Origin of the sequence: Kitasatospora sp. NPDC058170 (assembly GCF_042883905.1) — a bacterium.
Classification (GTDB): Bacteria; Actinomycetota; Actinomycetes; order Streptomycetales; family Streptomycetaceae; genus Kitasatospora.
On the sequence record NZ_JBHVUV010000022.1, the window covers coordinates 24,107 to 47,346 of the forward strand.

A 23,240-nucleotide genomic window follows, 5' to 3' on the forward strand; every position below is an offset into this window, starting at 1 on the left:
GCGGGGCGGGGCAGGGCTGGGGGTGGTGGGGTGCGGTGGCCGGTTCGGGGCGGGCCTGGTCAGCAGTGGCCGGCCGGCTCGGAGACCACGCAGTGGTTGCGCGCGAAGGAGTTGCTGGTGCCGGTGTCGCGGTCGGCGAGGTCCGCCGGGCCGTTGCCGAGGACGAGGTTGCCGGTGACGGTGTTGCTGGCGTTGGCGACGCCGACGACGCTGCGGAAGAGGACGATGCCGCCGGACATCGGCGAGGCCCCGACGTTGCCGCTGACCTGGTTGTCCGTCACCGTGGTCTGCTCGGCGCCGGTGAGCAGGATGCCGGTGCCCTGGATGTAGTCCAGCCGGGGGTTGGGCGGGCAGTACTTGTTGTTGGCGACCACCCGGTTCCGGGTGACCGTCAGCGCGCCCGCGCGCGGCACGCCCTCGTCGCCGACGATGAAGACACCGCCGCAGTTGCCGTGGATCTCGTTCTGCTCGACGCTCAGGTCGCGCAGGCGCCGGACGGTGACGCCGATCCGGTTGTCGGCGAGCACGTTGCCGCTGACCACGGTGCCGTCCGTGCTGAGGGCGCCGCCCTCGCTGTCCACGCTGTTGGCGAGGAAGACGCCGGACTGGCCGTTGCGGGTCGACTCGTTGCCGACGATCACGGCCCGGGTGGAGCGCTCCTGGCTGATGCCCTGCTGGCCGTTGTCGTGCACCTGGACGGCGCGGACTGTCATACCGGTGGTCCCGCTGGCGTCGATGCCGTTCTTGCGGAAGCCGGTGACGGCCAGCGCCTCGATCCGGACGTCGGCGAGGGGGTGGCCCTCGGTGCCGACGACACAGAGGCCGTGGCCGGCGGCGGCGCAGGCGTTGCCGTCCGCGGTGTCACCCGGGGTGATCACGCTCTCCGCGCCCGCGCCGCGCAGGGTGAGGCCCGCGGTGGTGATCCGGACGCTGCCCCGGTAGGTGCCGGGCAGCAGTTGGACGGTGTCGCCGGGCTGGGCGGCGTCGACGGCCTGCTGAATCGATTCGCCCGGCTGGACCAGGTGCAGGGCGTCGGCGGCGTGGGCCGGGGGCGCGGTGCCGAGGGTGGCGAGCGAGGTGGTCAGAGCGGTGGTCAGGGCCGCGGCGGTGGCGGCGGCGAGGTGGTGGACCCGTCGCGTGGGCATGAGTGGTGACCTGCTTTCTTACGCGCTCGCGGGACGCCGGCGCGGTGACGCGATGTGAGCGGAGGATGACGGCCGGTGGGACTGTCGGCCGAATCGACGCTATGGGCGCACCGGTGGCCCCGCCACCAGGGCTGGGCTGCGGGACTGACGGAGCGTCGGCCAGTGGTGGTAGCGCGGCGGGCGAGCGGGTTGAAAACTGGCCTGCGGGTGTGGGGGCCGACCGGGGGTCGCGGGGGTGGCCGGAGCGGGTGGCGGGGTGGCGGCGGGAAGGCAGGTAGGCAGGGCGGCGGCGTCCGGCGGCGGGCATGGCGACGCGCCCGGCCGCATGGGCGGTCGGGCGCGGGCATGGAGGCGTGGGAGGCGGGGCGACGGAGGGTCAGAACCGAGGTGGCGCAGGCGGAGGGTCAGAGGCGGACGGGCAGGGCGGCGAGGTGCCAGGCGACCGGGTTCGGCCCGCGCTCGATGGCGTCCGGGTCGACGGCGAGGGCGAGGTCGGGGTAGCTGCGCAGCAGCGCGCCGAAGGCGACGACGGCCTCCTCGTGGGCGAGCGCGGCGCCGATGCAGCGGTGGGCGCCGTGGCCGAAGCCGAGGTGGACCTCGTGGTGCGGCGCGGCGGCCCGGCAGACGTCGAGGCGCTCGGGCTCGGCGAACACCCGGGGGTCGTGGTTGGCCCCGGCGAGGATCGGCATCACCGCCTCGCCCCTGCGGATCAGCGTGCCGGCCAGGGTGAGGTCCTCGGTGGCGTAGCGCGGCAGCGCCCCGAGGGTCGGGCCGCACCAGCGCATCAGCTCGTCGACGGCGGCGGGCAGTAGGCCGGGATCGGCGCGCAGCAGGGCGAGTTGCCCGGGGTGGGCGAGCAGCGCGGCCATGCCGTTGCCGATCAGGGTGGCGGTGGTCTCGTGGCCGGCGACGATGAGGTTGAGGATCAGCGAGACGGTCTCGACCGGGTCGAGCGTGCCGCCCTCGGCTGCGGCCAGCCGGGAGACCAGGTCGTCGCCGGGCTCGGCCCGGCGGCGGTCGATCAGCTCCCGGGCGGCCTCGATCATCGCGCGCAGCGCGTCGTCCAGCCCCGGCCCGGCGCCGCGGCCGAGGTAGGAGCTCCACTCGCGCCACTGCGGCCGGTCCGGTTCGGGGATGCCGAGCAGCTCGCAGATGACGGTGACCGGCAGCGGGTAGGCGAAGTGGGCGATCAGGTCGACGACGCCGGCCTCGTCGGCGTGCTCCCGCAGGGCGTGGGCGTACTGCTCGGCGAGCCGCTCGATCCGCGGGCGCAGCCGGCCGACGGTGCCGGCGGTGAAGGAAGGGTGGACCAGCCCGCGCAGACGCCGGTGCTCGGCGCCGTCCGCGTCGAATACGCCCGCGCGCAGGTACTGCTCGCACTCCGGCGGCAGGCCGCGGGCCCGCCAGACCTGCTCGGTGCGGTGGGCGGGCGCGGCGCCGGGCACGTTCGCGGCGTCGTTGACGAAGCGCGGGTCGGTGAGCACGGCGCGGACGTCCTCGTAACGGGTGGCGATCCAGACCGGCTCCACCCCGGGGATGGTCCCGCGGGCGAGCGGGGCGCGCTCGCGGATCCGGGAGAAGGCGGCGAACGGGTCCCCCACCAGCTGGGCGGCGCGCAGGTCCACCGTCTCGACGGGCTCGACCGTGGTCATGGATGCCTCCGCTGGGTCATGGGTCGGTCACGTCTGGTAACTACCCGGGGGCTGCCCGGCCTAACGTTCGGGTCCGGGTTTCACTCGATCGGGTACAGAGGACGCCCCGGTGGTGGCACCGTCGCCCGGTGCCGGCCGGGTCGGGGCGGCGTGGCATGCTCGGGGCCATGAACACCGCCGCTCCGCCCGCCCTCCCGACGACCGCTCCGCCGTCCGTGGTGACCGTCCGCAATCCGATCGGCGCCCACGTGCCGGTGGCGGCCCGGGGGCTGGCCGGGACGGGGCTGGCGTACGCGCGGCGGGTGGGCGCCGAGTCGGTGCAGGTGTTCGTGGCGAACCCGCGCGGCTGGGCCACTCCCCCGGGCAACCCGGCGCAGGACGAGGAGTTCCGGACCGCCTGCGCCGAGCAGGGCATCCCCGCGTACGTGCACGCGCCGTACCTGATCAACTTCGGTTCGGACAGCGCGGCGACCCGCGAGCACTCGATCGCCTCGCTGCGGCACTCGCTGCTGCGCGGGCACGCGATCGGCGCGCTGGGCGTGGTGGTGCACACCGGTTCGGCGGTCGGTTCGGCGCCCGGCGGCGGCTCCCGGCGGGCGGAGGCGATGGCGCAGGTCCGCGCGGACGTCCGCCCGCTGCTGGACGAGCTGGACGCGCTCGGCGGGACGGCGCCCCTGCTGCTGGAGCCGACGGCCGGTCAGGGCAGCTCGCTCTGCTCGCGGATGGAGGACCTCGCCGAGTACGTGGACGCGCTCGACGGCCACCCGGGGGTCGGGGTCTGCCTGGACACCTGTCACGCCTTCGCGGCCGGCCACGACCTGGCCGCCCCCGGCGGTGTCCGGGAGGCGCTGGACGCGCTGGTCGCGGCCGCCGGGCCGGGGCGGCTGCGGCTGATCCACGCCAACGACTCGGAGGACGTGGTCGGCGCACGCAAGGACCGCCACGCCAACATCGGCGCCGGGCGGATCGGCGCGGAGCCGTTCCGGGAGCTGTTCGAGCACCCGGAGACGGCAGGGGTCCCGCTGATCGTCGAGACCCCGGACCGCAAGCACGGTGGCGACGGAGCCGGCCACGCGCTGGACATCGCGCTGCTCAAGGAGCTGCGCGAGCGGGCCGCCGTCCCGATCTAGGACTTGGCGGGGCTCCCCCGTGCGGGTGGCCCCCTGGGCCGGCCGCCCCGGGCTGCCGGGTCGCCGGGGCGGTGGGAGGCTGGGACGACTGATGCCCGAGGCCCTGGGGGTTTCCCGATGAGCCCGATCCGGAGACTGGCCGCACTGCCGTGCGGGCGGCGCAGCAAGTGGGTGGTGCTGGCCCTGTGGCTGGTCCTGCTGGTGGTGGCGGGCCCGCTGGCCGGCAAACTCACCGACGCGGAGGACAATCAGGCCTCCAGCTGGCTGCCCGGCAACGCGGAGTCCACCCAGGTCCTCAACGAGCAGCGCGCCTTCCAGCCGGTGGACACCGCACAGGCCGTGGTCGTGTACCAGCGCGACAGCGGGATCACGATCGCCGACCGGGCCGAGGCCGCCCGGGACGCGGCGGCCTTCGCCACCGCCCCGCACGTGGTGGGCCCGGTGATCGGCCCGGTGGTGTCGACGGACGGCCAGGCGATGCAGACCATCGTGCCGATCGACATCGGCACCGGCGGCTGGCAGGACCTGCGTCCGGCGGTGGACAGCCTGCGCGCGACCGCGGACACCGACAGCAACGGCATGGCCACCCACGTCACCGGCCCCGCCGGGGTGGGCGCCGACCAGGCGGAGGCGTTCGCGGGCATCGACGGCACCCTGCTGTTCGCCACCGTCAGCGTCGTGATCGTCCTGCTGCTGCTGACCTACCGCAGCCCGGTCCTGTGGACCCTGCCGCTCATCTCCGCGGCCGGGGCGCTGGTGGTCGCGCAGGCGGTCATCTACCTGCTGGCCGAACACAGCGGGCTCACCGTCAACGCGCAGAGCGCCGGCATCCTGATCGTGCTGGTCCTGGGGGCGGGGACGGACTACGCGCTGCTGCTCACCGCGCGCTACCGCGAGGAGCTGAGACGTCACGAGGACCGGCACGAGGCGATGGCCTTCGCCCTGCACCGGGCCGGCCCGGCGATCCTGGCCTCCTCGGCGACGGTGATCGCCTCGATGCTCTGCCTGCTGGTCGCCGAGATGAACTCCACCCGCGGCCTCGGCCCGGTCTGCGCGATCGGTGTGGTGGTGGCCCTGGCCGCCATGACGACCCTGCTGCCGGCCCTGCTGGTGATCATGGGCCGCTGGGTGTTCTGGCCGGTCAAGCCCGGGTACGGGACGCCGGAGCCGACCAGGTCCGGCCGCTGGGCGCACATCGGCGGGTGGATCGGCGCCCGGCCGCGCAAGGTCTGGGTGGGCACCGCGCTGGCGCTGGCGGCCTGCTGCGTGGGGCTGGTGTCGCTGAACGCCACCGGCCTGAGCACGGCGGGCTCCTTCACCGGCACACCGGACTCGGTGGTCGGCCAGCAGGTGCTGGAGCAGCACTTCCCCGGCGGGACGGGCGCCCCGCTGACCGTCATCGGCACGGCGGACACCGCGGGCACCGTGCGGGCCGTGACGCAGGCGACGCAGGGCGTGGCGGGCACCTCGGAGCCCGTGACGCACGAGGGACAGGCACTGTTCCAGGCCACCCTGGCCGATCCGCCGGACAGCCAGGCCGCCAAGGACACCGTGGACCGGGTGCGCGCGAACGTGCACGCCGTACCCGGCGCGGACGCCCAGGTGGGCGGCAGCACCGCGGTGATCCTGGACGCCGGCCGGGCCGCCACGAACGACAACCGGGCGATCATCCCGCTGGTCCTGGGCGTGGTGCTGGTGATCCTGGCGCTGCTGCTGCGGGCGGTCACCGCGCCGCTGGTGCTGATCGCGACGGTGGTGCTGAGCTACGCGGCGGCCCTCGGCATCAGCGTGTTCTTCTTCGAGCACGTCTTCCACTTCGAGGGCGAGGACAGCGCGTTCCCGCTGTTCGTCTTCGTCTTCCTGGTCGCGCTCGGGATCGACTACAACATCTTCCTGATGACGCGGGTACGGGAGGAGTCCGCCCAGCACGGCACCCGCAAGGGCGCGGTGGCCGGGCTGGCCGCGACCGGCGGGGTGATCACCTCGGCCGGGCTGATCCTGGCCAGCACCTTCGCGGTGCTGGGGACGCTGCCGGTGGTGGGGTTCGCCGAGATCGGCTTCGCGGTGGCGCTCGGCGTGCTGCTGGACACCCTGGTGGTGCGCTCGGTGCTGGTGACAGCGCTGACCATGGACCTGGACCGGCACATGTGGTGGCCGGGCAAGTTGTCCAGGCAAGTCGATCGGGAGGAGGGGGAGTTGGCCAGACATCTCTGAGTTACCGATGAGTTCACACGGTTCTCGTCAGAAGTCTTGCCGGGCGTGGTCGACGGCGCGTTGACTGCGCGCATGCCAACTCCCGCCACCCTCCGTCGCGGTTCGCGACTCGCCGCCGCGTGCGCGGCCGCCGCCACCCTGCTCGCCCCGCTGGCCGCCGCGCCGGGCGCCTCGGCCGCTCCCGCTCTCGGGGCTGCCGCCGGTTCCGCTGCTTCCGCTGGTGCCGCTGGTGCCGCTGGTGCCGCCGGTTCCGTGCCGGCGCTCAACGTCCTGACGTACAACGTCTTCCTGATGAGCAAGAACCTCTACCCCAACTGGGGCCAGGACTACCGGGCCAAGGCGATCCCCGCCGCCGACGTCTTCCAGGGCCACGACGTGGTCGTGCTCCAGGAGGCCTTCGACAACGCCGCGTCCGACCTGCTCACCGCACAGGCCTCCGGTGCGTACCCGTACCACACCCCGGTCGTCGGCCGGTCCACCAGCGGCTGGGACGCCACCGGCGGCAGCTTCTCCTCCAGCACCCCGGAGGACGGCGGGGTGACGCTGCTCAGCAAGTGGCCGATCCTGCGCAAGGAGCAGTACGTCTTCAAGGACGCCTGCGGAAGCGACTGGTGGTCGAACAAGGGCTTCGTCTACGCCGTGCTGAACGTCAACGGCGTGCGCACCCACGTCATCGGCACGCACCTGCAGTCCACCGACACCGGGTGCTCGGCCGGACAGCCGGCGGCGGTGCGGGCGGCCCAGCTGCAGACGATGCGGTCCTTCATCGACGGCAAGAACATCCCGGCCGCCGAGCCGGTGCTGATCGCGGGCGACCTCAACATCGACTCGCACGGCTCCGAGTACCCCTCGCTGCTCGCCAACGCGAACGTCGCACCGGCCGACACCCGGACGGGCTGGCCGTACTCCTTCGACACGGTCGACAACTCGATCGCCGCCTACCGGTACCCCGGTGAGCCGAAGGAGGACCTCGACTACGTCCTCTACCGTGCCGACCACGCGCGGCCTGCCACCTACACCAACACGGTGGTCCGTTCCCACAGCGCGCCGTGGACGGTGAGCAGTTGGGGCAAGAGCTACACCTACCAGGACCTCTCCGACCACTACCCGCTGACGGCCGGTTAGTCCACCGGGGACCTGCGCCGGGCGCCGTGAGGCCGTGAGGCCGTGGGCTCCCGGCGCGGGCGCGGGCGCGGGGCTGGGGCGGGGCCGACGCGGGGCTCAGCGCGGGGTTTCGTCTACGGTTCGGACCGGTAGAGGTGCTCGCGTCCCTCGGTGTCCGCGAACTCGACGGTGTAGGGCAACCCCAGGTCCGCCAGGGCCTCCAGCAGGACACCGATGCGGTCCGGGATCCGTTCGCAGCCGGGCCTCCCGGTCCCCGTTTCGGCATCTTGCCCCGTCGGCCGACCAGCGGCTCCGCGGGCACCGTCCGCTCAGCACTGCCAGAGGAACACGGCGCGGCCGCACGGCGGGCAGGCGAAGGCGTAGCCGCGCCCGCTGCCGAAGTTCATGGCGCTCAGGGGGTCGGGGCCCTCCTCCAGTTGGACGGCCAGCGGCATGGCGCCGGCGCAGGACGGGCAGGAGGGCGTCTCGTCGTTCTGGAGCCAGGACGGGGTACCGCCGACCTGGCCCAGCACCTGCCTGCGGGAGCGTCCGGTCCGATCCGCCCAGGCGGTGCGGGCGCTGCCGTAGTCGGGCTCGCCGCTGTCGTACCGGGCGGCGGCGCGGACGGCGCCCAGGACGAGGACGCTGTCGTCGTCGTCCTCGTCGTCATCCTCGTCGTCGTCCTCTTCGTCGTCCTCTTCGTCCTCGTCGTCTTCGTCCTCGTCTTCGTCGAGGTCGGGCAGTGCGATCTGTTCCAGGCCGGGGGCGGCGAACAGCAGCGCGCGGTTGGCACCCGAGGCGGGGTTCCAGTCCTGGCAGCCACCCGGGTCGTTCTGACAGGCGAACAGCGCCAGGACACCGGCATCGGGGCCGTTCTCGTCCAGCAGGAGCTGGGCGAGGAACTGAAGCGGCCCGCCGCAGGAGGCGCAGCGGGGCCATCCGGTGCCGGGCGGGGCCAGGGGCAGGCCTCCGATGCGGGTCACCAGGGCGTCGTCGGGCACCGGCCCGGCATCGATCAGCAGGGTCGTCATGGTGCCCGACTGTAGGAGACGGCGCCGACAGGCCCCGCGCCGGGTCCCGCGGCCCGCCCGGCTCAGGGGGCCAGCAGGCCGCGCCCCACCCAGTCCCCCGGCTCGACGCCGCCGGGGACGGCGAACAAGGCGGACGCCTCGTGGACCACGTACCGGCCCAGGCCGTCGGTGCGGGCGAGGCGTCGCTGCACGGGGACGAACCCCGTCCGGGGGTCCGCCTGCCAGGCCGTGAAGAGCGTCCCCGCGTCCGGGGTGCCGTCGGGGCGCAGGCCGTCGTAGTACGACCAGCTGGGCCGCAGCATGGTCGCGCCGTCGTTGGAGGCGGGCGCGGCCAGCCGGATGTGCGCGTTGGCGGCTATCACCGGGACACCGTCGGGGCGGGCGGCGCCGAGGTCGGCCGGGGTGTGCTCGGTGCCGCCGGTCAGCGGTGCGCCGTCGGCGACCCGGCGGCCGACGGCCTGTTCGCGGTGGTCCAGGGGGAGAGTGTCCCAGTGGTCGAGGAGCATCCGGATTCGCCGCACGACCACGTACGAGCCGCCCGCCAACCAGCCCGGTGCGTCGGGAGCCGTGACAACGATCCGGGCCCGCTGGACGGGGTCGGCCGCGGCGCCGCCCCCGGCGAGGGCCACGAGGCCGCCCGCACCGAGCAGGGCCCGCCGGGCCACCGGCCGACCCGCGGTGGCGCGCCCAGCCGCGTCCGGCTCAGCGGCCACCGTCGACCGCCTGGTCAACGGTTCCGACCCACACCTGGTTGAGCTCGGAGACGTAGCGCCCGCCCTTGGTGTCCTGCGGTACCACCAGGCTCGGCCCTGCGGCGTCGTCGAAGGGCGTGCCGTCCTGCGAAACGGCCAGCAGCACCTGTGACTTGGCGAAGTCCGGGTCGAGCTCGGCCCAGCCGAACACCGCGCGGTAGTCGCCACCCCCGGTGGCCGCGACGACCCCGCGCAGGGCGCCGTTCTTCTTGCTCCGGTCGAAGCGCGGCGCGGCCGCCGTCAGCACGGTGTGCAGCGGTACGCCGTCGAAGCTGTGCGCCTGCGGGCCCTTGGCGCTGGTGTAGGTGACGGACACCGTGACCAGCGGCAGCTTGCGCAGGTCCGCCAGGGTGAGGGTGTACGGCTTGTCCACCTGCCCGGCCACCCGCACCTCACCGGGCTTGAGCGGAACGGCCGGGGTGGGGGCGGTCTGGGTCGGGGTGGCCGGGGTGGTCCGGGTGGTCGGCGCTGTCGAGGCGGTCGGCGCGGCCGCGGGTACAGCCGCGCCGGACGAGCTCGCGCACCCGGTGACGAACAGGGCGACCACGGCCGCGGCGGAGGTGAGCACGGCACGGCGGGTGCGGCGGCTCTGACGGTGAATCACTGGGTTGGTTCCTCTCGGCGCGGGCGTGAAGGTCCGCGCGCAGCCGTGGGGGAACCGGGGCCGCAGTAGGAACGTCCGGCGCGGCGTCCGAATCCGCGGCCCACCGTCTGCGCCGTCCTGGTAGGGCGATTGAAGCAACCCGGCCCGGCAGGCACGAGTGGCGTGGAACACCAACCGCCCGCCCCCGCACTGGACGATCACCCAGCGGCCGCCACCCCAATCCGGGCAGGGGTGCCGGGTGCGCCCACGCGCGCCGGCACGGCAGGATCCGAGGAAGGCAATTTAGGTGGGCCCGCTCCCGGGCATGTGCGTGTCCACGGTGAGGACCACCTCGTCGTCCATCCCGACCATGGTGCCGACGTCAGGCGTGATCTTGACAATGATGAACTTCCGGCTCACCGACAGGTCATCGTCGAGGACATCGTGACCGTCCGGGGCCACGGCCTGCGTGACATTGAAGCAGTCGAGCTCCCCGACCATCGAGTACCCGACGCCATTGCCAATCGCCGCAGTTGGGATCGGCTGCGGCCATTTCCGCTTCGGGCAGGGGACTGACCGGGCATCGAAGGACGGGCTGCCGGCGGACGTTGCGGGCGCGGCAGCCGTGGTGGTCGTGGAACTCTCCGCGCAGGCGCACAGGCTGCCGGCGAGAACAGCACCCAGGAGTATCGACATGACGGAGTGGCGGCGCACAGGTCTCCCCCGAGGCTACAACGAGCAATTCCGCAGGTCAGAGTAGTCGAACGAGGCGAAGCTCCCCTCACCCGCCCCGCCACGACCCGATGCCCGCGACTGCGCCGACAGCGGCCCCGGCCCTGGTCTTGGTTCACGGTCTCTTGGGTGGCCCGAACGCCCGTCGGGCACGGGCTCCTGGGGGCGCGGCGTTACTGTCGGCGCTGGCCGGGGACGGTGCGGTCGCGTTGGAGGTCGAGGAGTTCGCGGAAGAGGCCGTCGCGGCGCTCGGCGAGCTGGTCCCACGTTCCGGTCTGCACGATGCGCCCCTGGTCCATGACGACGATGCGGTCCGCGAGACGGGCGTTGGCGAGGTTGTGGGTGACCAGCAGGGTGATCCGGCCAGCCGCGAAACCGCGCAGGGCGTGGAGGATCCTGTGCTCGGCACGGGGGTCGAGGTCGGAGGTCGGCTCGTCGAGGATGAGCAGGCCCGGGTGGCGGGCGGTGCGGTAGAAGGCCCGGGCGACGGCGGCGCGCTGCCAGCCTCCGCCCGACAACTCGGCCCCGCCCAGCCAGCCCTGCGCCAGCAAGGTGCGCCAGCCCGACCGCAGCCGGGCCACGATCTCGTCGAAGCCGGTGAGTTCGGCGGCCTCGGCCACCGCCTCGTCGGGGTCTCCGTCGTGGTGCCCGAGGTGCAGGTTCTCGGAGGCCGGGAGGGGCCAACGGGCGAACTCCTGGGGGACGCGGGCGACATGTCGCCACAGCCCGTCCGCGTCCAGCGTCTCGATCGGCACGCCGTCCCAGGTGATCGACCCTCCGCCGGGCTGCGTCAGGTACAGGCCGGACAGCAGCTTGAGGAACGTCGACTTGCCGCTTCCGTTCTGCCCGATCACGGCGACGATCTCCCCCTCGGTGAGAGTGAGGGTGACGCCGCGGAGCGCGGGCTTCTGCTGCTCGCCCGGGTAGGCGTAGGTGAGGTCGGTGGCCTGGATCGTCTTCGGCGGTCCCGGCACGGCGCTGCCGCGGGCGATGCGGTGGCCACCGGCCTCGTCCAGGAAGCGGAAGAAGTCGTCGAGGTACAGGCCCATGCGGTAGAGGCGGGCGCCGTGCCCGACCATTCCTTGGATGCCGCCGGCCGCGGTGCGCAGGGCGAAGGTGGCGGAGCCGGCGGCGGCGAGGTCGATGCGGCCGGTGGAGAAGAGGAGCAGCAGGGTGCCCCAGATCAGGGCGGACCCGGTGCCGGTCCCGATGGCCGCGAGGAGGGAGACCTTGGCGGCCCTGCGGCCGGCGTCGTCGGTGGCGGCGACGATCCGGGCCTCGGTCTGCCGGTACTTCTGCATCATGAACGGGGTGACCTGGTCGGAACGCACCTGGTCGGCTCGGCCCTTGTCGATCAGGAACCAGCGGTAGATCCGCAGGGCCTGGCGTTCCTCGCTGGTCGTCACGGTGGCGAGGTAGTGGATGCGGGCGGTGTGCACCGCGGCGACCCCGGTGGGAACGGAGCCGAGCAGCAGGAAGGGGACGAGCAGGGGGTGCAGCGTGGTGAGGACGCCGGCCGCCGCGACCAGGGAGACGGCGGAGGCGATGACGTCCTGTGCGTTGGACAGCAGGTCGGGGGTGGTGGCGGCACCCCGGTCGGCGGCCTCCCAGTTCGCCCCGTAGGACGGTTCGTCGTACGCGGCGAGTTCGGCGGAGCACCCGGCCTCGATGAGCGCGAGGTCGGCTTCGCGGTTGATGCGGGGCGCGACCCGGCTGGACAGGGTGGTGACGGCGATGCCGAGGACGGCGCGCAGGACGGCCGCGACGGTGAGGACGGTCAGCGGGGAGGCGGCGGCCTGCAGGTGCTCGGCGACGGGGCCGGGGACGAGCAGCGCGGCCAGGGTGTCGGTGGTGGAGTACAGGGCGAGCGCGCCGAACACTCCGGAGGCGGCCTGGCAGAGCAGCAGGAGCACGGTGGAGCGCGGGTCGACGGCCCAGGCGAGGGCGAGGGCGCGGCGGATCAGCTGGGGCAGACGGCGCAGCATGGCGGCGGTGGAGATCGACGCCCCGGCCTCCAGGCGCTTGTCGCCGTGGTAGCGGGCCCGGAACTCCTCCGGGTGCTCCTCGGGCTCGGGGGCCTCCGGGGTCGGAGTCTGTTTCACGCTGGGCTTGGTCACGTTGCTCCCTGGGTCGGCGGCGGGGTGCTTGGGGACGGCGGGGGTGCGCGGGGTGCGCGGGCAGGCCGGATGGCCGGGCGGCCGATGCGCGGCCTCCCGGCGGCGGGCGTACTCGGGTGGCAGCGGTGCCGGGCGGCACTCTGCGAGGGGCGGGGCTGCTGGTGCGGTCCCTGATCCTGGCAGGGCGGCGGCGGCTCGTTCGGCGTGTCGTCCCGGGTCTCACTCCTTCCGGGTAAATCGACGCGGGCATCGGCGAGTTGGTGGATGTCGATCACGATCGGAGTGCGGTGCGGGCGGCGGCCGGAGGTTCGGGGCAGGGCAGCCTCCGGCGGATGATCGCGCGGCCGTCCGGAGCAACCGTCCGATGGACGGCGGGGGCGGGACGCACCCGGCCCGAGCTGCCCCGTTCGGGGTGGTCGTGACCCGTTTGGCGGAAACCCGAATGCCTCATCTGACAAGCGGCAGAAGGGGTTTGGGCCTACGTTGCCGTTCGAGGGGGCTCCCTGAACGAGAGGTTTCCACTGTCATGGCTGGCAAGTTCGAGCTCTACACCGACGAGACCGGGATGCACCGGTTCAGGCTCAAGGCGAGCAACGGCACCGTCGTGGTGACCGGCGACCCGCAGGAGAGCCGGGACGAATGCATCAAGAGCATCGAGTCGCTCCGGAAGCTCGCGCCCTATGCGGACCTCAAGGAGACGGCAGGCTCGGCCTGAGGTCTCGTGCGGCCCCGCGTGAGGCGGGGCCGCGGGCGGTCTGCCGACTGCGGTCCGTGATCGACGGACCGGCAGACCGGCGGTAACGCGGGTCGGCGGTACAAATCGCCGACCTGCGTTCGTTTGTACGACAGATCCCTTTGGCCGCGTGCACGCCGGGTGCGGACAGAACTCTGACATGCGCGTCGTCATCGTCACCGAATCCTTCCCTCCCGAGGTCAACGGAGTCGCCCACAGCGTGCTGCGGACGGCCGAGCATCTGGTGCGCCGGGGCCACCAACCGCTCGTCATCACCCCGGCCCCCGCCCGCGGCGCCGAGTGCCCGCCGCACACGTTCGGTGCGGGCGGCGGCACCGGCCCCGATGCCGGGGAGCCGGCTTTCGGGGCCGGGGACGGGGTGGGGGAACTGCCCGTGGTCCGGATCCCGTCCATGCCGCTGCCCGGCTACCCGCAGGTCCGGATCGCGCTGCCCAGTCGGCGGCTGGCCGCCGCCGTCGCGGGGCACCGGCCCGACATAGTGCACCTGGCCAGCCCGTTCGTGCTCGGGGCGCGCGGCATGCAGGTCGCCACCCGGCTGGGCGTACCCGCCGTCGCCGTCTACCAGACCGACCTCGCCGGCTATGCGCACGCCTACCGGGCCGGGCGCGGCCTCGGCGAGGCCGCCGCCTGGCACCGCATCCGGACCATCCACGGCGCGGCCGCCCGCACCCTGGCGCCGTCCACGCCCGCCGCGCAGGACCTCACCGCGCACGGCGTCCCCCGGGTCCAGCTGTGGCCGCGCGGGGTGGACTCCGTCCGCTTCCACCCGCGCCACCGGGACGAGGCCCTGCACCGGGCGCTCGCACCCGGCGGGGAGGTGCTGGTCGGGTACGTCGGGCGGCTCGCACCCGAGAAACGGCTCGACCTGCTGGCGGCGGCCTCCGCGCTGCCCGGGGTCCGGGTGGTGGTGATCGGCGACGGGCCGAGCGCGCCCGGGCTCAAAGCCGCGATGCCCGGCGCCGTCTTCCTCGGCCGCCGGACCGGGGACGAACTGGCCCGCTGTTTCGCCACCTTGGACGTCTTCGTGCACACCGGCCCGCTGGAGACCTTCTGCCAGACCATCCAGGAGGCGATGGCCAGCGGGGTACCGGTGATCGGTCCGGCCGCCGGGGGTCCGCTGGACCTCGTCGCCCACCACCGCACCGGGCTGCTCGTCCCGCCCCGGGACGGCGAGGCGGTGGCCCGGGCGGTGACGGCGCTGGCCGGGGACCAGGAGTTGCGGGCCGCGTACGGGCGCGCCGGGCGGGCGGAGGTGACGGCCCGCACCTGGGAGGCGGTCGGGGACCTTCTGCTGCGGCACTACGCGGAGGTCCTGGCGGAGCACCGGGGGGTGGCCCTGCCGGTCGCACCGTCGGTGGCACCATCGGCCGCGGCTCCGGTCGCACCGCCGGTCGCACCGCCGACCGTGGCTCCCGCTGTGGCCCCCGCCGTGGTGCAGCCCGTGGTGGCGGAGGAGTTGCCGGCATGAGGACGACGGTATGAGCACGACTGGCGGGCTGCGAATCGTCCGGGTGGCGAACTTCGTCACCCCGGTGTCGGGCGGGCTGCGGACCGCGCTGCGACACCTCGGCGCGGGCTACCTGGCCGCCGGGCACGAGGCGGTGCTGGTCGTACCCGGAGCGGCGCGGGCGGAGGAGGAGAGCGAGCAGGGGCTGGTCGTCACGCTGCCGGGACCGGTCCTGCCCGGCAGCGGCGGCTACCGGCTGCTCACCGACCGGCGGGCGGTGGCGCGCGAGCTGGAACGGCTGGCGCCCGACCGCTTGGAGGTCTCCGACCGCACCACCCTGCGCTGGACGGGCGCGTGGGCGCGGCGGCACGGCGTGCGCTCCGTGATGGTGTCGCACGAGAGTGCCGCCGGGCTGCTGCGCACCTGGGGTGTCCCGGACGGCCTGGCCGGTGCGGCGGCGGACCGGCTCAACGGCCGCACCGCGCGGGCGTACGACACCGTGGTCTGTACGACCGGTTGGGCCGCCGCCGAGTTCCACCGCCTCGGTGTGCGAAACCTGGCGCGGGCTCCACTGGGTGTGGACCTGGTGGCCATGCGCCCGTCGGCAGCGACCGCGCGGGCGTACGAGCGGGCGCAGTACGCGGAGCCGGAGCAGGTGCTGCTGGTGCTCTGCTCCCGGCTGTCGGCGGAGAAGCAGCCCGAGCGGGCCCTCGACGCGCTCGCCCTGCTGCGGTCGGGCGGCCTTCCGGCCGTCCTGGCGGTGGCCGGCACGGGACCGTTGCGGGAGCGGCTCGCCGCCCAGGCCGGGCGGCTACGGCTGCCGGTGCACTTCCTCGGGCACGTCGGCGGGCGCGCGGCTCTGGCCCGGTTGCTGGGGTGCGCCGATGTGGTGCTCGCGCCCGGCCCGGTGGAGACCTTCGGCCTGGCCGCCATGGAGGCGCTCGCCTGTGGGACACCGGTGGCGGTGAGCCGTTCCTCGGCCCTTCCCGGGCTGGTCGGCCCGGCGGGCGTGGCGGCCGAGGACAGTGGCGCGGGGTTCGCCGAGGCGGCTCGCGAGCTGTTGTCGCGGCCGGAGGCGGACCGCCGGGCGGTGGCGCGCGCCCAGGCCGAACAGTTCGGCTGGCCGGCGGCGGTGGAGGCGTTCCTGGCCGCGCACGGTGCGCGGGCGGGCGTTGGTGAGGCGGGCGTTGCTAGGGCGGGCGTTGCTGGGGCGAGCGGCGGGGTGGAGGGGTCCGGCGATGGTTCAGGGGTGGGCGGTGCAGCGGAGGCGTTGAGTGGGAAGTCGGACCGGCCGACTTCCCACTCCGGCGAGAGGCAGGGAGAGCGGGAAGGGCGGGGCGAGCGGTCGGGGCGGGGCGAGAAAGGAGAGCTGGGAGGGAGGTCCGGGCGGGGCAGGGCGGGAGGGCAGGGCTAGGAGGGTCAGGAGGGCGAGGAGGGAGGACGGGGAAAGCGATGAGCGAGCTGACGGAGGGGCAGGGTGCGCGGCTGGCGAGTGAAATATGTAGACCGGTCTACATGGAATGCGAAGGACAGGCGGGCCAGCCTGGGGAAATATGTCGACCGGTCTATAGATTTGAGCCTTTGGGGTGCGGCGATGCTGCGACGGGAGAAGGAATATGTCGACCGGTCGACATATTCAAGGGCGGCGACGGGCGGGAGCCCACTCCCGCGAAACTATGTAGACCGGTCGACATATTTTTGGCAGGCGAGACCCTGCGGACCGAGGGGCGGGAGGCCTCTCGCGAGGTGCGAGGTCAGACGGTGACAGTGACGGTGGGGGGCGCGAACGGAGATGGCCGGCCGGTCGGGGAGCCGGTGCGGTTCGTGGCGCTCGGGGATTCACTGACGGAGGGGGTGGGCGACCCGGTGGGCGGCGGATGGCGGGGGTGGGCGGCGTTGCTGGCACGGTCGCTGGCGCCGGCGGAGACGGGCGTCGAGTTCAGCAACCTCGCCCGCAGCGGCGCGCTGGCCGCCGACCTCGCAGCGGAACAGTTGCCCGCCGCCCTGGCGCTGCGCCCCGACGTGGCCGCCGTGGTGGTCGGGGGCAACGACACCCTGCGTGCCGGGTTCGACATCCGGCGCACCACGCTGGAGTTGGATGCCACGCTGGGCGAACTGTCCGCCGGCGGTGCGGTGTTGCTCACCGCCTGCCTACCCGATCCGGGCACGCTGCTGCGGCTGCCACGGCCGCTGGCCCGTCCGCTGGCCCGGCGGATGCGGGCGGTGAACACCGTGGTGCACGCACTGTCCGCGCGGCACCGGGCCGTGCACCTGCACATCGCCGACCTGCCCTGGTCGGCGGAACGGCGGCTGCTGAGCGTCGACCGGCTGCACCCCAGCACGGAGGGGCACCACCTGATCGCCCGGGGCTTCCACCACCAACTCGCCACGGTCGGCCGACCACTCGGACCCGCACCCGTCGCCGAGCCGGCCGAACCGCCTCCCGGCCTGGCCAACGACCTGTGGTGGATGGCCACCAAGGGCACCCGCTGGGTCGTCGACCGCAGCACCGACCTCCTCCCCGGCCTGCTCGCCCTGGCCGCCGCCGAAGGCCTGGCCCGCATCCGGGGCGGCACCGGCCGATACGACGAGCAGATGGCCCGAGCGGCAGCGGCCGCTCTCAACTCCCTCGGCTAGGAGCGATAGGACCGAGAGGAGCGATAGGACCGCCCGGCAAATGGGTCGTGTGAGGCATCGGGTCGCGGGGCGGCTGCCCCCGCGGCAGCGGCCGGTCGCACGGCGGATGAGCATGCGGAGCGTGACGAGTGCAGCGGCACGGTAGGGGTCCACGGCCACCCACGGATTCCCGGCCACCCAACGTTCACGGCCATCCGACGTTCACGGCCACCCACCGCTTCCCGGCCCGTCCGTGGACCGGTATCCACCGATTGGTATGTTGACGTCCGCAACGAGGCAGTCCGGGAGGACCTGGTGGGGAGACGAGACGGGCGCCGGGGTGCCGGGGTGCTGTGGGCACGGAGTGCGGTCGGCCTGGCGGTCCTGGGCGGAGTCAGCCGGCTGTTGGCACTCGGCGTGGCCCCACCCGAGGGGTCCATCGAGGCCTTGGCGGGGCGGGGGCCTCGGAGTCTCGCCGCTTCGGTGCTGGGCGCGGCCGCTGCCGGGTCCTGGATGGCCGCGTCCGGTGCGCTCGGGATTGCGCTGGTCATCGGGGCGGTGGACACCGTCCGGGGCTGGTGGCGCGCTGGTCGCCGGGCGGGCATGAGCGCCGGGGCCCTGCTGGCCGTGGGCGTGGCCGGTGGGGCGGTCCTGGCGTGGGTGCACGGGTTGCTGGCGGACGCCGTCCCGGAAGGCTCCGTCGAGGTGTGGTCACACCCGGGCGCCGTGGGGTTCATCGAAGTCTCCTACGGGCCTGATCTGGCAGTGATCGTGCTGACGGTCGTGGCGGTGGGCCTTGTCCGGGGCTGTCGGCATGCCAGTCGTCGGCTTGGCGGCCAGGAGCCGAACGCCCGCGCCTAGACCGGCGCATGGTGGTGGCCGCGGCGGGTGCCGTCCCGGATGCGGTGGCGGGTACGAGCGCGGCGTCGGCGCGCAGCCGCGGCCGCACGACATGGCAGCGGGTCGCAGACGCCTCCTGCCGACAACGTACGGACCTCCCGACCTGGGAAGATGACCAGGGCCCCTGTTATTGTGCGCCGATGTCAACGATCAAAGAGTTCCAAGTGACCTTCGACTGCGCGGACCCTGTGCGCCTCGCCGAATTCTGGTGCGAGGTGCTGGGGTACGTCGTGCCGACGGTCCCGGAGGGCTTCGCCACATGGGAGGAGTGCTACCGCTCACTGCCGCCCGAGGATGCGATCTACTTCGCGTGCACTGATCCCTCGGGTGTGGCCCCGCGCCTGCTCTTCCAGCGAGTTCCCGAGGGCAAGGCCGTCAAGAACCGGGTGCATCTCGATGTGCGGGCCGGCGTCGGGCTCGTGGGTGACGAGCGCCTGGCCACACTCGAGGCCGAATGCGCACGGCTGATGGCGCTCGGCGCGAAACACGTGCTGACGCAGCGCGCCGATGGCGTCAACGAGTCGTGCATCACGATGCAGGACATCGAGGGCAACGAGTTCTGCCTCGCCTGATTCTCCTCCGAGACTGCGAGGTGGGGAGCCGTCTCCCGGGGACCTCTCAGGTCCCGCATACGGCGGGATCCATCCCGTGAGAGCAAGGTCGTGCAGGCGGGCAACGCCGTGCATCGCGTGCCGCACACCGTTGCCTCTCAGGCGGCAGTCGCACAGGATCTTCCAGGTCTTCATCCGCGCGAAGGCGTGCTCGACGCGGGCGCGAACCCGTTGGTGGTCGTGGTTGTGTTCGGCCTGCCAGCCGGTCAGTTCGCCGCCTCGGGGCGGGCGGTGCGGGATGACGAGGCCGGTTCCGGGGTAGCCGCCGTCGGCGATCGTGATTGTCCGGCCGACGGCGGCCCTGGCCTCCCGGATTCCTCCCATGCCCTGCAGTTGTTGCGGTTGCGACGAATCGGACGTCCACGGCTTCGCGCTCCCGGTCGTGGCCGGGAGCGTGAAGCCCGGAGCACGAAGCCCGGAGCACGAAGCCGTGGACGCGCGGGGCGCACCGCGCCTCACCGCGCCTCACCGCGCCTCACCGCAGGGTGAGCGCGGTCTCGGTCTCGATGCGGTTCAGCTTCTCGGGGTTGCGGACGTAGTAGAGGCCGGTGATGCGGTCGTCCTCGACACTGACCGAGATGATGCCGTCGATCTCGCCGTCGAGGTGGACGAGGAGTGCGGGGCTGCCGTTGACCACGGTGGGGGCAACGGTGATCGGGAGGTTGTTCTTGCCGAGACCGCCGACCAGCAGGCGCGCCACCTTGTCCGCACCGACGATCGGCCGCAGCGCGGCCCGCTTGACGCCGCCGCCGTCGCCCACCAGGACGACCCCCGGGGCGAGCAGGTCGAGGAGTTCCTGCGGGTTCCCGGTTTCGAGGACGCGCTGGAACGACGCCAGAGCCGCCCGGGTCTCGCGCTGGGAGACCCTCTTGCGAGGGCGGCGGGCATCGACGTGCTGTCGGGCGCGGTGGGCGATCTGACGGACGGCCGCAGGGCTCTTGTCGACGGCGGCGGCGATCTCGTCGTAGCCGACGGCGAAGGCCTCGCGCAGCACGAAGACGGCGCGCTCGGTCGGGGACAGCGTTTCGAGGACGAGCATCATCGCCATCGACACGCTCTCGGCGAGCTCGACGTCCTCGGCCACGTCCGGCGCGGTGAGCATCGGCTCGGGCAGCCACTGGCCGACGTACGTCTCCCGGCGGCGCTTCATCGTGCGCAGCCGGTTGAGCGCCTGCCGGGTCGCGATCCGGACCAGGTAGGCGCGCTGGTCCCGGACCTGCGCGAGGTCGACCTTGACCCACCGCAGCCAGGTCTCCTGGAGAACGTCCTCGGCGTCGGAGGCCGAGCCGAGCATCTCGTAGGCGACGGTGAACAGCAGGTTGCGGTGGGCGACGAAGCTCCCGGTCGCCTGGTCGCCGAGCTGGTCGCCAGCCTGGTCGCCGAGCTGGTCGCCAGCCTGGTCGCCGAGCTGGTCGCCGGCCTGGTCGCTCACTGCTCGGCCCCTGTTCCGCGCGGCCGGCCCTGGTCGCCGAAATCCTTCAGACGTGCATCCACAGCATGATCCTTCTACGTTGGCAGCCGCTCGATTCTGACCCACCCGTTCGGTGCGGTCACGAGGGGGACACCGCCCGGCGCACGGCTGTGACACGTCAAAACATGCCAAGACGCACCAAGACGTACCCACACCCGCCGCGTCGACGGCGATCCTTGACGAGCCGTCGCCCCGGGACCGCCGACGAAGCGCGTGTGGTGGCACCCGGCGATCGGGCGTCGCCGCACGGCAGGTGCTGTCGGCGCTCGAAGGGGCCCCGGAACAGGACGGGATGGCGGGGTCCGGGCGGAGCGCCACCCCGACGGTCGGGGGTGGGGACGGTCGCGGTGGGGAATCGGGTGGGTACGGGTCGATGTCGTGGTGGGGCGGAGGAAGTCGTGGTGGGTGAGGGACGCGAGTTGCTGGCGGCTGCCGGGGTGCTGTTCCCGGACGAGCGGGGGCGGGTGCTGGTGGTGCGGCTGCCGTACGACCAGCGGCATCCGGTGGCCGTTCCGGGTGGGGGCTGGGAGCCGCAGGACGCGTCGCCGCGGCGGACGGCCGAGCGGGAGATCGCCGAGGAGTTGGGCTTCACACCCCGGCTCGGGGCGCTGGCGTGCATCGACTGGGCGGTCGACTACTTCCGTCCGCCCATCGCGGCACACCTGTACTGGGCCGAGCCGCTCACCCCGGAGCAGTCTGCCGCGATCACTCCGGACGCGGCGGAGGTCGGAGGCTGGGCCTGGCTGACGCCGGAGCAGGCGCGGCACGCGTTGCCGCCCCGGCTCTCCCGGCGGGTCGGCGCCTGTCTGCGGGCGCCGCGCTCGGCCGGGCCGCTGGAGTTGGAGGAGAGCCTGCCGGTCGGGCACACCCTGGAGTATCTGGCGGTCGAACCGCCCTCCGAGTACACGCGGTTGGCGGGTCTGCCGCTGGCCGAGGGCGCGGTCGGGACGCAGGAGCCCCCGTTGGACCGGGCGACCTACATCGCCACCCGGCCCCGGATCCGGGCCAAGGCGCGGATGCTGTTCACGGACGCGGCCGGCCGGGTGCTGCTGGTTCGGCTCAAACCGTGGGAGCCCGGGGGCGAGGAGCCGTACTGGGTCCTGCCGGGCGGCGGCATCGAGGCGGACCGGGAGCTGCCCCGGACGGCGGCCCGGCGGGAGATCCGCGAGGAGCTGGGGTGGGAGCGCGCACCGGGCCGGCTGCTGGCCCTGGACTGGCTGCCGGGCCGCGCGGCGGAGCCGGTGAGCGGGCGCGACACGGCGGTGCTCGTGTACGTCTTCGACGGCGGGGTGGTGACGGACGCCCAGCTCGCCGCGATTCGCCTGGCCGAGGACGAGTTGGTGGAGTGGCGGCTGTGCGATCCGGCCGAGGCGCGGGCACTGCTGTCCGGGTCGTCCTGGGCCCGGACGGCCGCCGCGCTCGCCGCCCGGGCGGGGGCGGGCGGCCCGGCCGAGCTGGTCGGGGGCCGGCCCGCCGGCTGATCGCCCGCCTTGTCGATCGGGGGTGGCGCGTACCCGTGGTGGTTCACACTGGGGGCATGCGGAACCTGATCGAGGACGTACTGGTCGGCCGTCGGGTGGAGTCGGTCGCGGGCGGCGTCCATCTCGACATCGCGCTCGACGGACCGGTGACCGTGCGGGTGGAGCACGACTTCCGGTTCGCCGCGCCGACCGAGGTGGAGCACTTCTACCCGGGGCTGGGCTTCCGGCCCTCGGGCGCGCTGCTCGCGCTGGTGGGCCGGACCGTCGGCGCCGCACGGGTGACGATGGCCGGTGGACTGGAGCTCGCCTTCGAGGGCGGCGGCACGCTGTCCGTGCCGCCGCACGCGCAGGTCGCGCCCTGGAGTGTGGGCACGCCGGAGGGCGCCGTCTGCACCGCGCTGGCCGGTGGCGAGGTGAAGTGGGCGCAGGAGGCCCCGTAGGGCCGCTCAGCCCTGGGCGGCGGCCGGATCCATCCAGAACCCCTCCCACAGGTGGCCGTCGAGGTCCGCGAAGCTCCGCCCGTACATGAAGCCCTCGTCGGTGGCCTCGCGGGGCTCCGTGGCGCCGGCGGCGAGGGCCTTGCCGACCAGCTCGTCCACCTCCGCGCGGCTGTCGAGGGCGAGCGCGAGGATCGCCTGGGCGGACGTGGTGGTGTCCGGGATCGCCAGGCCGGTGAAGGACTTGAAGTACGGCTCCACCAGCAGCATCGCGAAGATGGAGTCGCTGATCACCAGGCAGCCGGCGTTGTCGTCGGTGAACTTCGGGTTGAAGGTGTAGCCGAGCTCGGTGAAGAACTCCATGGACCGGGCGAGGTCCCGGACAGGCAGGTTGACGAAGATCTTGGTGGACGACACGGGGGACCCTTTCGGTGGTCTCGGCTGAACGGCAGTCAGCCTGGCAGACGGCACCGACAATCCGGCCGGACCCCGCGCCGGGCGGCGCGGGGTCCGTAGCCCGGACGGCGTAGCGCGGCCGCCCGTGCGCGGCCGGGCCCAGGGCCGGCCGAAGGCCCGCCCGAAGGGCAGTCCGCCGGGGCGTCCCGTCTGCGCCGCCCGGCGGGGCGTCCCGCCGTCAGACCTCCAGGTCGGCCTCGATCTTGGTGAGCTGGTGGCGGGCCATCGCCAGGTTGGCCCGACCCTTGTCCAGCGCAAGGTAGAGGAACAGGCCCTTGCTGCCGCGGCCGGTGAGCGGGCGGATCAGGTGGTACTGGCTGCTGAGGGTGATGAGGATGTCCTCGATCCCGTCCTGCAGGCCCAGCATGTCCATGGTGCGCATCTTGGCGCGGACCACGTCGGTGTTCCCGGCGGCGGCCACGTTCAGGTCGATCCCGCCGGGACCGTCGAGGGTGGCGAGCGCCATGCCGCTGTTGTAGTCCACGAGGGCGGCTCCGAGGGCGCCTTCGATCACGGTCATGGTCTGCTTGAGCGCGCCGGCTGCGTCGGTCATGTCGTTTCTCCAGTTCGTTCGGTGGTACGGCAGATGAGGTGGATGGGTGGATGG

At 73.6% G+C, this 23,240-nt stretch carries 21 protein-coding genes and 1 pseudogene; 11 read left to right on the forward strand and 11 right to left on the reverse strand.

Translation table 11 applies throughout. The annotated features are described in order from the left end of the window. Positions 1-59 precede the first annotated feature (59 nt). Entirely contained in the window at positions 60-1,145 is a 1,086-nt protein-coding gene (locus ACFVVX_RS24325) for a nitrous oxide reductase family maturation protein NosD (RefSeq protein WP_387948706.1), read from the reverse strand. 404 nt (positions 1,146-1,549) lie between these two features. Beyond that, positions 1,550-2,797, reverse strand: coding sequence for a cytochrome P450 (locus ACFVVX_RS24330; protein WP_387948707.1), 1,248 nt, complete (start codon positions 2,795-2,797; stop codon positions 1,550-1,552). 167 nt (positions 2,798-2,964) lie between these two features. Between ACFVVX_RS24330 and ACFVVX_RS24335 the strand changes: the two genes are divergently transcribed. The 3 genes from ACFVVX_RS24335 (at position 2,965) to sph (ending at position 7,266) form a co-directional block, all read left to right on the forward strand. After that, positions 2,965-3,927 (forward strand): deoxyribonuclease IV, encoded by a 963-nt coding sequence (locus tag ACFVVX_RS24335; RefSeq protein ID WP_387948708.1) that lies wholly within the window; start codon positions 2,965-2,967, stop codon positions 3,925-3,927. A gap of 117 nt (positions 3,928-4,044) precedes the next feature. Continuing rightward, a complete protein-coding gene (locus ACFVVX_RS24340) occupies positions 4,045-6,141 on the forward strand; it encodes an MMPL family transporter (protein WP_387948709.1) in 2,097 nt (698 codons plus the stop codon). A 72-nt stretch (positions 6,142-6,213) separates the two neighbouring features. After that, complete coding sequence (gene sph, locus ACFVVX_RS24345) at positions 6,214-7,266, forward strand: sphingomyelin phosphodiesterase (RefSeq protein ID WP_387948710.1); 1,053 nt, start codon at positions 6,214-6,216, stop codon at positions 7,264-7,266. A 308-nt stretch (positions 7,267-7,574) separates the two neighbouring features. Here the strand turns inward: sph and ACFVVX_RS24350 are convergent, their stop codons facing one another. The 5 genes from ACFVVX_RS24350 to ACFVVX_RS24370 all read right to left on the reverse strand — a co-directional run bounded on the left by ACFVVX_RS24350 (position 7,575) and on the right by ACFVVX_RS24370 (position 12,445). Further along, complete coding sequence (locus ACFVVX_RS24350) at positions 7,575-8,276, reverse strand: DUF1963 domain-containing protein (RefSeq protein ID WP_387948711.1); 702 nt, start codon at positions 8,274-8,276, stop codon at positions 7,575-7,577. 62 nt (positions 8,277-8,338) lie between these two features. Then, entirely contained in the window at positions 8,339-8,989 is a 651-nt protein-coding gene (locus tag ACFVVX_RS24355) for a Dyp-type peroxidase (RefSeq protein ID WP_387948712.1), read from the reverse strand. Further along, positions 8,979-9,632 carry a molybdopterin-dependent oxidoreductase gene (locus ACFVVX_RS24360; protein WP_387948713.1) on the reverse strand — a complete coding sequence of 218 codons (654 nt, stop codon included), beginning with the start codon at positions 9,630-9,632 and terminating at the stop codon, positions 8,979-8,981. The genes ACFVVX_RS24355 and ACFVVX_RS24360 overlap by 11 nt, the downstream gene beginning before the upstream one ends. A 282-nt stretch (positions 9,633-9,914) precedes the next feature. Beyond that, the gene (locus ACFVVX_RS24365) at positions 9,915-10,307 is read right to left on the reverse strand and encodes a hypothetical protein (protein ID WP_387948714.1); all 393 of its coding nucleotides are present in this window, start codon (positions 10,305-10,307) and stop codon (positions 9,915-9,917) included. A gap of 209 nt (positions 10,308-10,516) precedes the next feature. Further along, complete coding sequence (locus tag ACFVVX_RS24370; RefSeq protein ID WP_387948715.1) at positions 10,517-12,445, reverse strand: ATP-binding cassette domain-containing protein; 1,929 nt, start codon at positions 12,443-12,445, stop codon at positions 10,517-10,519. 541 nt (positions 12,446-12,986) lie between these two features. On the opposite strand from ACFVVX_RS24370, the gene ACFVVX_RS24375 reads away from it, so the two are divergent. From ACFVVX_RS24375 to ACFVVX_RS24400, 6 genes are all read left to right on the forward strand, one after another. Continuing rightward, positions 12,987-13,175: a YegP family protein gene (locus ACFVVX_RS24375; protein WP_387948716.1), complete on the forward strand. Its 189-nt coding sequence runs from the start codon at positions 12,987-12,989 to the stop codon at positions 13,173-13,175. A gap of 178 nt (positions 13,176-13,353) precedes the next feature. Further along, on the forward strand, positions 13,354-14,682 hold the full coding sequence (locus ACFVVX_RS24380) for a glycosyltransferase family 4 protein (RefSeq protein ID WP_387948717.1): 1,329 nt from the start codon (positions 13,354-13,356) through the stop codon (positions 14,680-14,682). A 10-nt stretch (positions 14,683-14,692) separates the two neighbouring features. Then, positions 14,693-16,075 (forward strand): glycosyltransferase, encoded by a 1,383-nt coding sequence (locus ACFVVX_RS24385; RefSeq protein WP_387948718.1) that lies wholly within the window; start codon positions 14,693-14,695, stop codon positions 16,073-16,075. Positions 16,076-16,485: 410 nt separating this feature from the next. Continuing rightward, positions 16,486-17,298: an SGNH/GDSL hydrolase family protein gene (locus ACFVVX_RS24390; RefSeq protein WP_387948719.1), complete on the forward strand. Its 813-nt coding sequence runs from the start codon at positions 16,486-16,488 to the stop codon at positions 17,296-17,298. A gap of 492 nt (positions 17,299-17,790) precedes the next feature. Next, entirely contained in the window at positions 17,791-18,138 is a 348-nt protein-coding gene (locus ACFVVX_RS24395; protein WP_387948720.1) for a hypothetical protein, read from the forward strand. A gap of 179 nt (positions 18,139-18,317) precedes the next feature. Continuing rightward, positions 18,318-18,749, forward strand: coding sequence for a VOC family protein (locus tag ACFVVX_RS24400; protein ID WP_387948721.1), 432 nt, complete (start codon positions 18,318-18,320; stop codon positions 18,747-18,749). Positions 18,750-18,821: 72 nt separating this feature from the next. Here the strand turns inward: ACFVVX_RS24400 and ACFVVX_RS24405 are convergent. Both ACFVVX_RS24405 and ACFVVX_RS24410 read right to left on the reverse strand, forming a co-directional pair. After that, a pseudogene (locus ACFVVX_RS24405) lies at positions 18,822-19,150 on the reverse strand (transposase family protein); the annotation flags it as partial. Positions 19,151-19,263: 113 nt separating this feature from the next. Then, on the reverse strand, positions 19,264-20,220 hold the full coding sequence (locus ACFVVX_RS24410) for an RNA polymerase sigma-70 factor (protein WP_387948722.1): 957 nt from the start codon (positions 20,218-20,220) through the stop codon (positions 19,264-19,266). A gap of 440 nt (positions 20,221-20,660) precedes the next feature. Here ACFVVX_RS24410 and ACFVVX_RS24415 point away from each other — a divergent pair, with 440 nt between their 5' ends. Both ACFVVX_RS24415 and ACFVVX_RS24420 read left to right on the forward strand, forming a co-directional pair. Beyond that, positions 20,661-21,740, forward strand: a complete 1,080-nt coding sequence (locus tag ACFVVX_RS24415) for an NUDIX domain-containing protein (protein ID WP_387948723.1) — start codon at positions 20,661-20,663, stop codon at positions 21,738-21,740. A 56-nt stretch (positions 21,741-21,796) separates the two neighbouring features. Continuing rightward, the gene (locus ACFVVX_RS24420) at positions 21,797-22,180 is read left to right on the forward strand and encodes a DUF6188 family protein (protein WP_387948724.1); all 384 of its coding nucleotides are present in this window, start codon (positions 21,797-21,799) and stop codon (positions 22,178-22,180) included. A 6-nt stretch (positions 22,181-22,186) separates the two neighbouring features. Here the strand turns inward: ACFVVX_RS24420 and ACFVVX_RS24425 are convergent, their stop codons facing one another. Both ACFVVX_RS24425 and ACFVVX_RS24430 read right to left on the reverse strand, forming a co-directional pair. Further along, the gene (locus tag ACFVVX_RS24425) at positions 22,187-22,540 is read right to left on the reverse strand and encodes a VOC family protein (RefSeq protein ID WP_387948843.1); all 354 of its coding nucleotides are present in this window, start codon (positions 22,538-22,540) and stop codon (positions 22,187-22,189) included. Between the two features lie 271 nt (positions 22,541-22,811). Continuing rightward, positions 22,812-23,186, reverse strand: a complete 375-nt coding sequence (locus ACFVVX_RS24430; protein WP_387948725.1) for a hypothetical protein — start codon at positions 23,184-23,186, stop codon at positions 22,812-22,814. Positions 23,187-23,240: the final 54 nt, after the last annotated feature.

Excerpts from the sequence above, each read along its gene's own strand:
- ACFVVX_RS24380 (WP_387948717.1), top strand. The coding sequence starts at position 13,354 with ATGCGCGTCGTCATCGTCACCGAATCCTTCCCTCCCGAGGTCAACGGA.
- ACFVVX_RS24365 (WP_387948714.1), bottom strand. The coding sequence starts at position 10,307 with ATGTCGATACTCCTGGGTGCTGTTCTCGCCGGCAGCCTGTGCGCCTGC.
- ACFVVX_RS24335 (WP_387948708.1), top strand. The coding sequence starts at position 2,965 with ATGAACACCGCCGCTCCGCCCGCCCTCCCGACGACCGCTCCGCCGTCC.
- ACFVVX_RS24330 (WP_387948707.1), bottom strand. The coding sequence starts at position 2,797 with ATGACCACGGTCGAGCCCGTCGAGACGGTGGACCTGCGCGCCGCCCAG.
- ACFVVX_RS24430 (WP_387948725.1), bottom strand. The coding sequence starts at position 23,186 with ATGACCGACGCAGCCGGCGCGCTCAAGCAGACCATGACCGTGATCGAA.
- ACFVVX_RS24340 (WP_387948709.1), top strand. The coding sequence starts at position 4,045 with ATGAGCCCGATCCGGAGACTGGCCGCACTGCCGTGCGGGCGGCGCAGC.
- ACFVVX_RS24420 (WP_387948724.1), top strand. The coding sequence starts at position 21,797 with ATGCGGAACCTGATCGAGGACGTACTGGTCGGCCGTCGGGTGGAGTCG.
- ACFVVX_RS24400 (WP_387948721.1), top strand. The coding sequence starts at position 18,318 with ATGTCAACGATCAAAGAGTTCCAAGTGACCTTCGACTGCGCGGACCCT.
- sph (WP_387948710.1), top strand. The coding sequence starts at position 6,214 with ATGCCAACTCCCGCCACCCTCCGTCGCGGTTCGCGACTCGCCGCCGCG.
- ACFVVX_RS24425 (WP_387948843.1), bottom strand. The coding sequence starts at position 22,540 with ATGGAGTTCTTCACCGAGCTCGGCTACACCTTCAACCCGAAGTTCACC.
- ACFVVX_RS24385 (WP_387948718.1), top strand. The coding sequence starts at position 14,693 with ATGAGCACGACTGGCGGGCTGCGAATCGTCCGGGTGGCGAACTTCGTC.
- ACFVVX_RS24350 (WP_387948711.1), bottom strand. The coding sequence starts at position 8,276 with ATGACGACCCTGCTGATCGATGCCGGGCCGGTGCCCGACGACGCCCTG.
- ACFVVX_RS24325 (WP_387948706.1), bottom strand. The coding sequence starts at position 1,145 with ATGCCCACGCGACGGGTCCACCACCTCGCCGCCGCCACCGCCGCGGCC.
- ACFVVX_RS24375 (WP_387948716.1), top strand. The coding sequence starts at position 12,987 with ATGGCTGGCAAGTTCGAGCTCTACACCGACGAGACCGGGATGCACCGG.
- ACFVVX_RS24395 (WP_387948720.1), top strand. The coding sequence starts at position 17,791 with ATGGCCGCGTCCGGTGCGCTCGGGATTGCGCTGGTCATCGGGGCGGTG.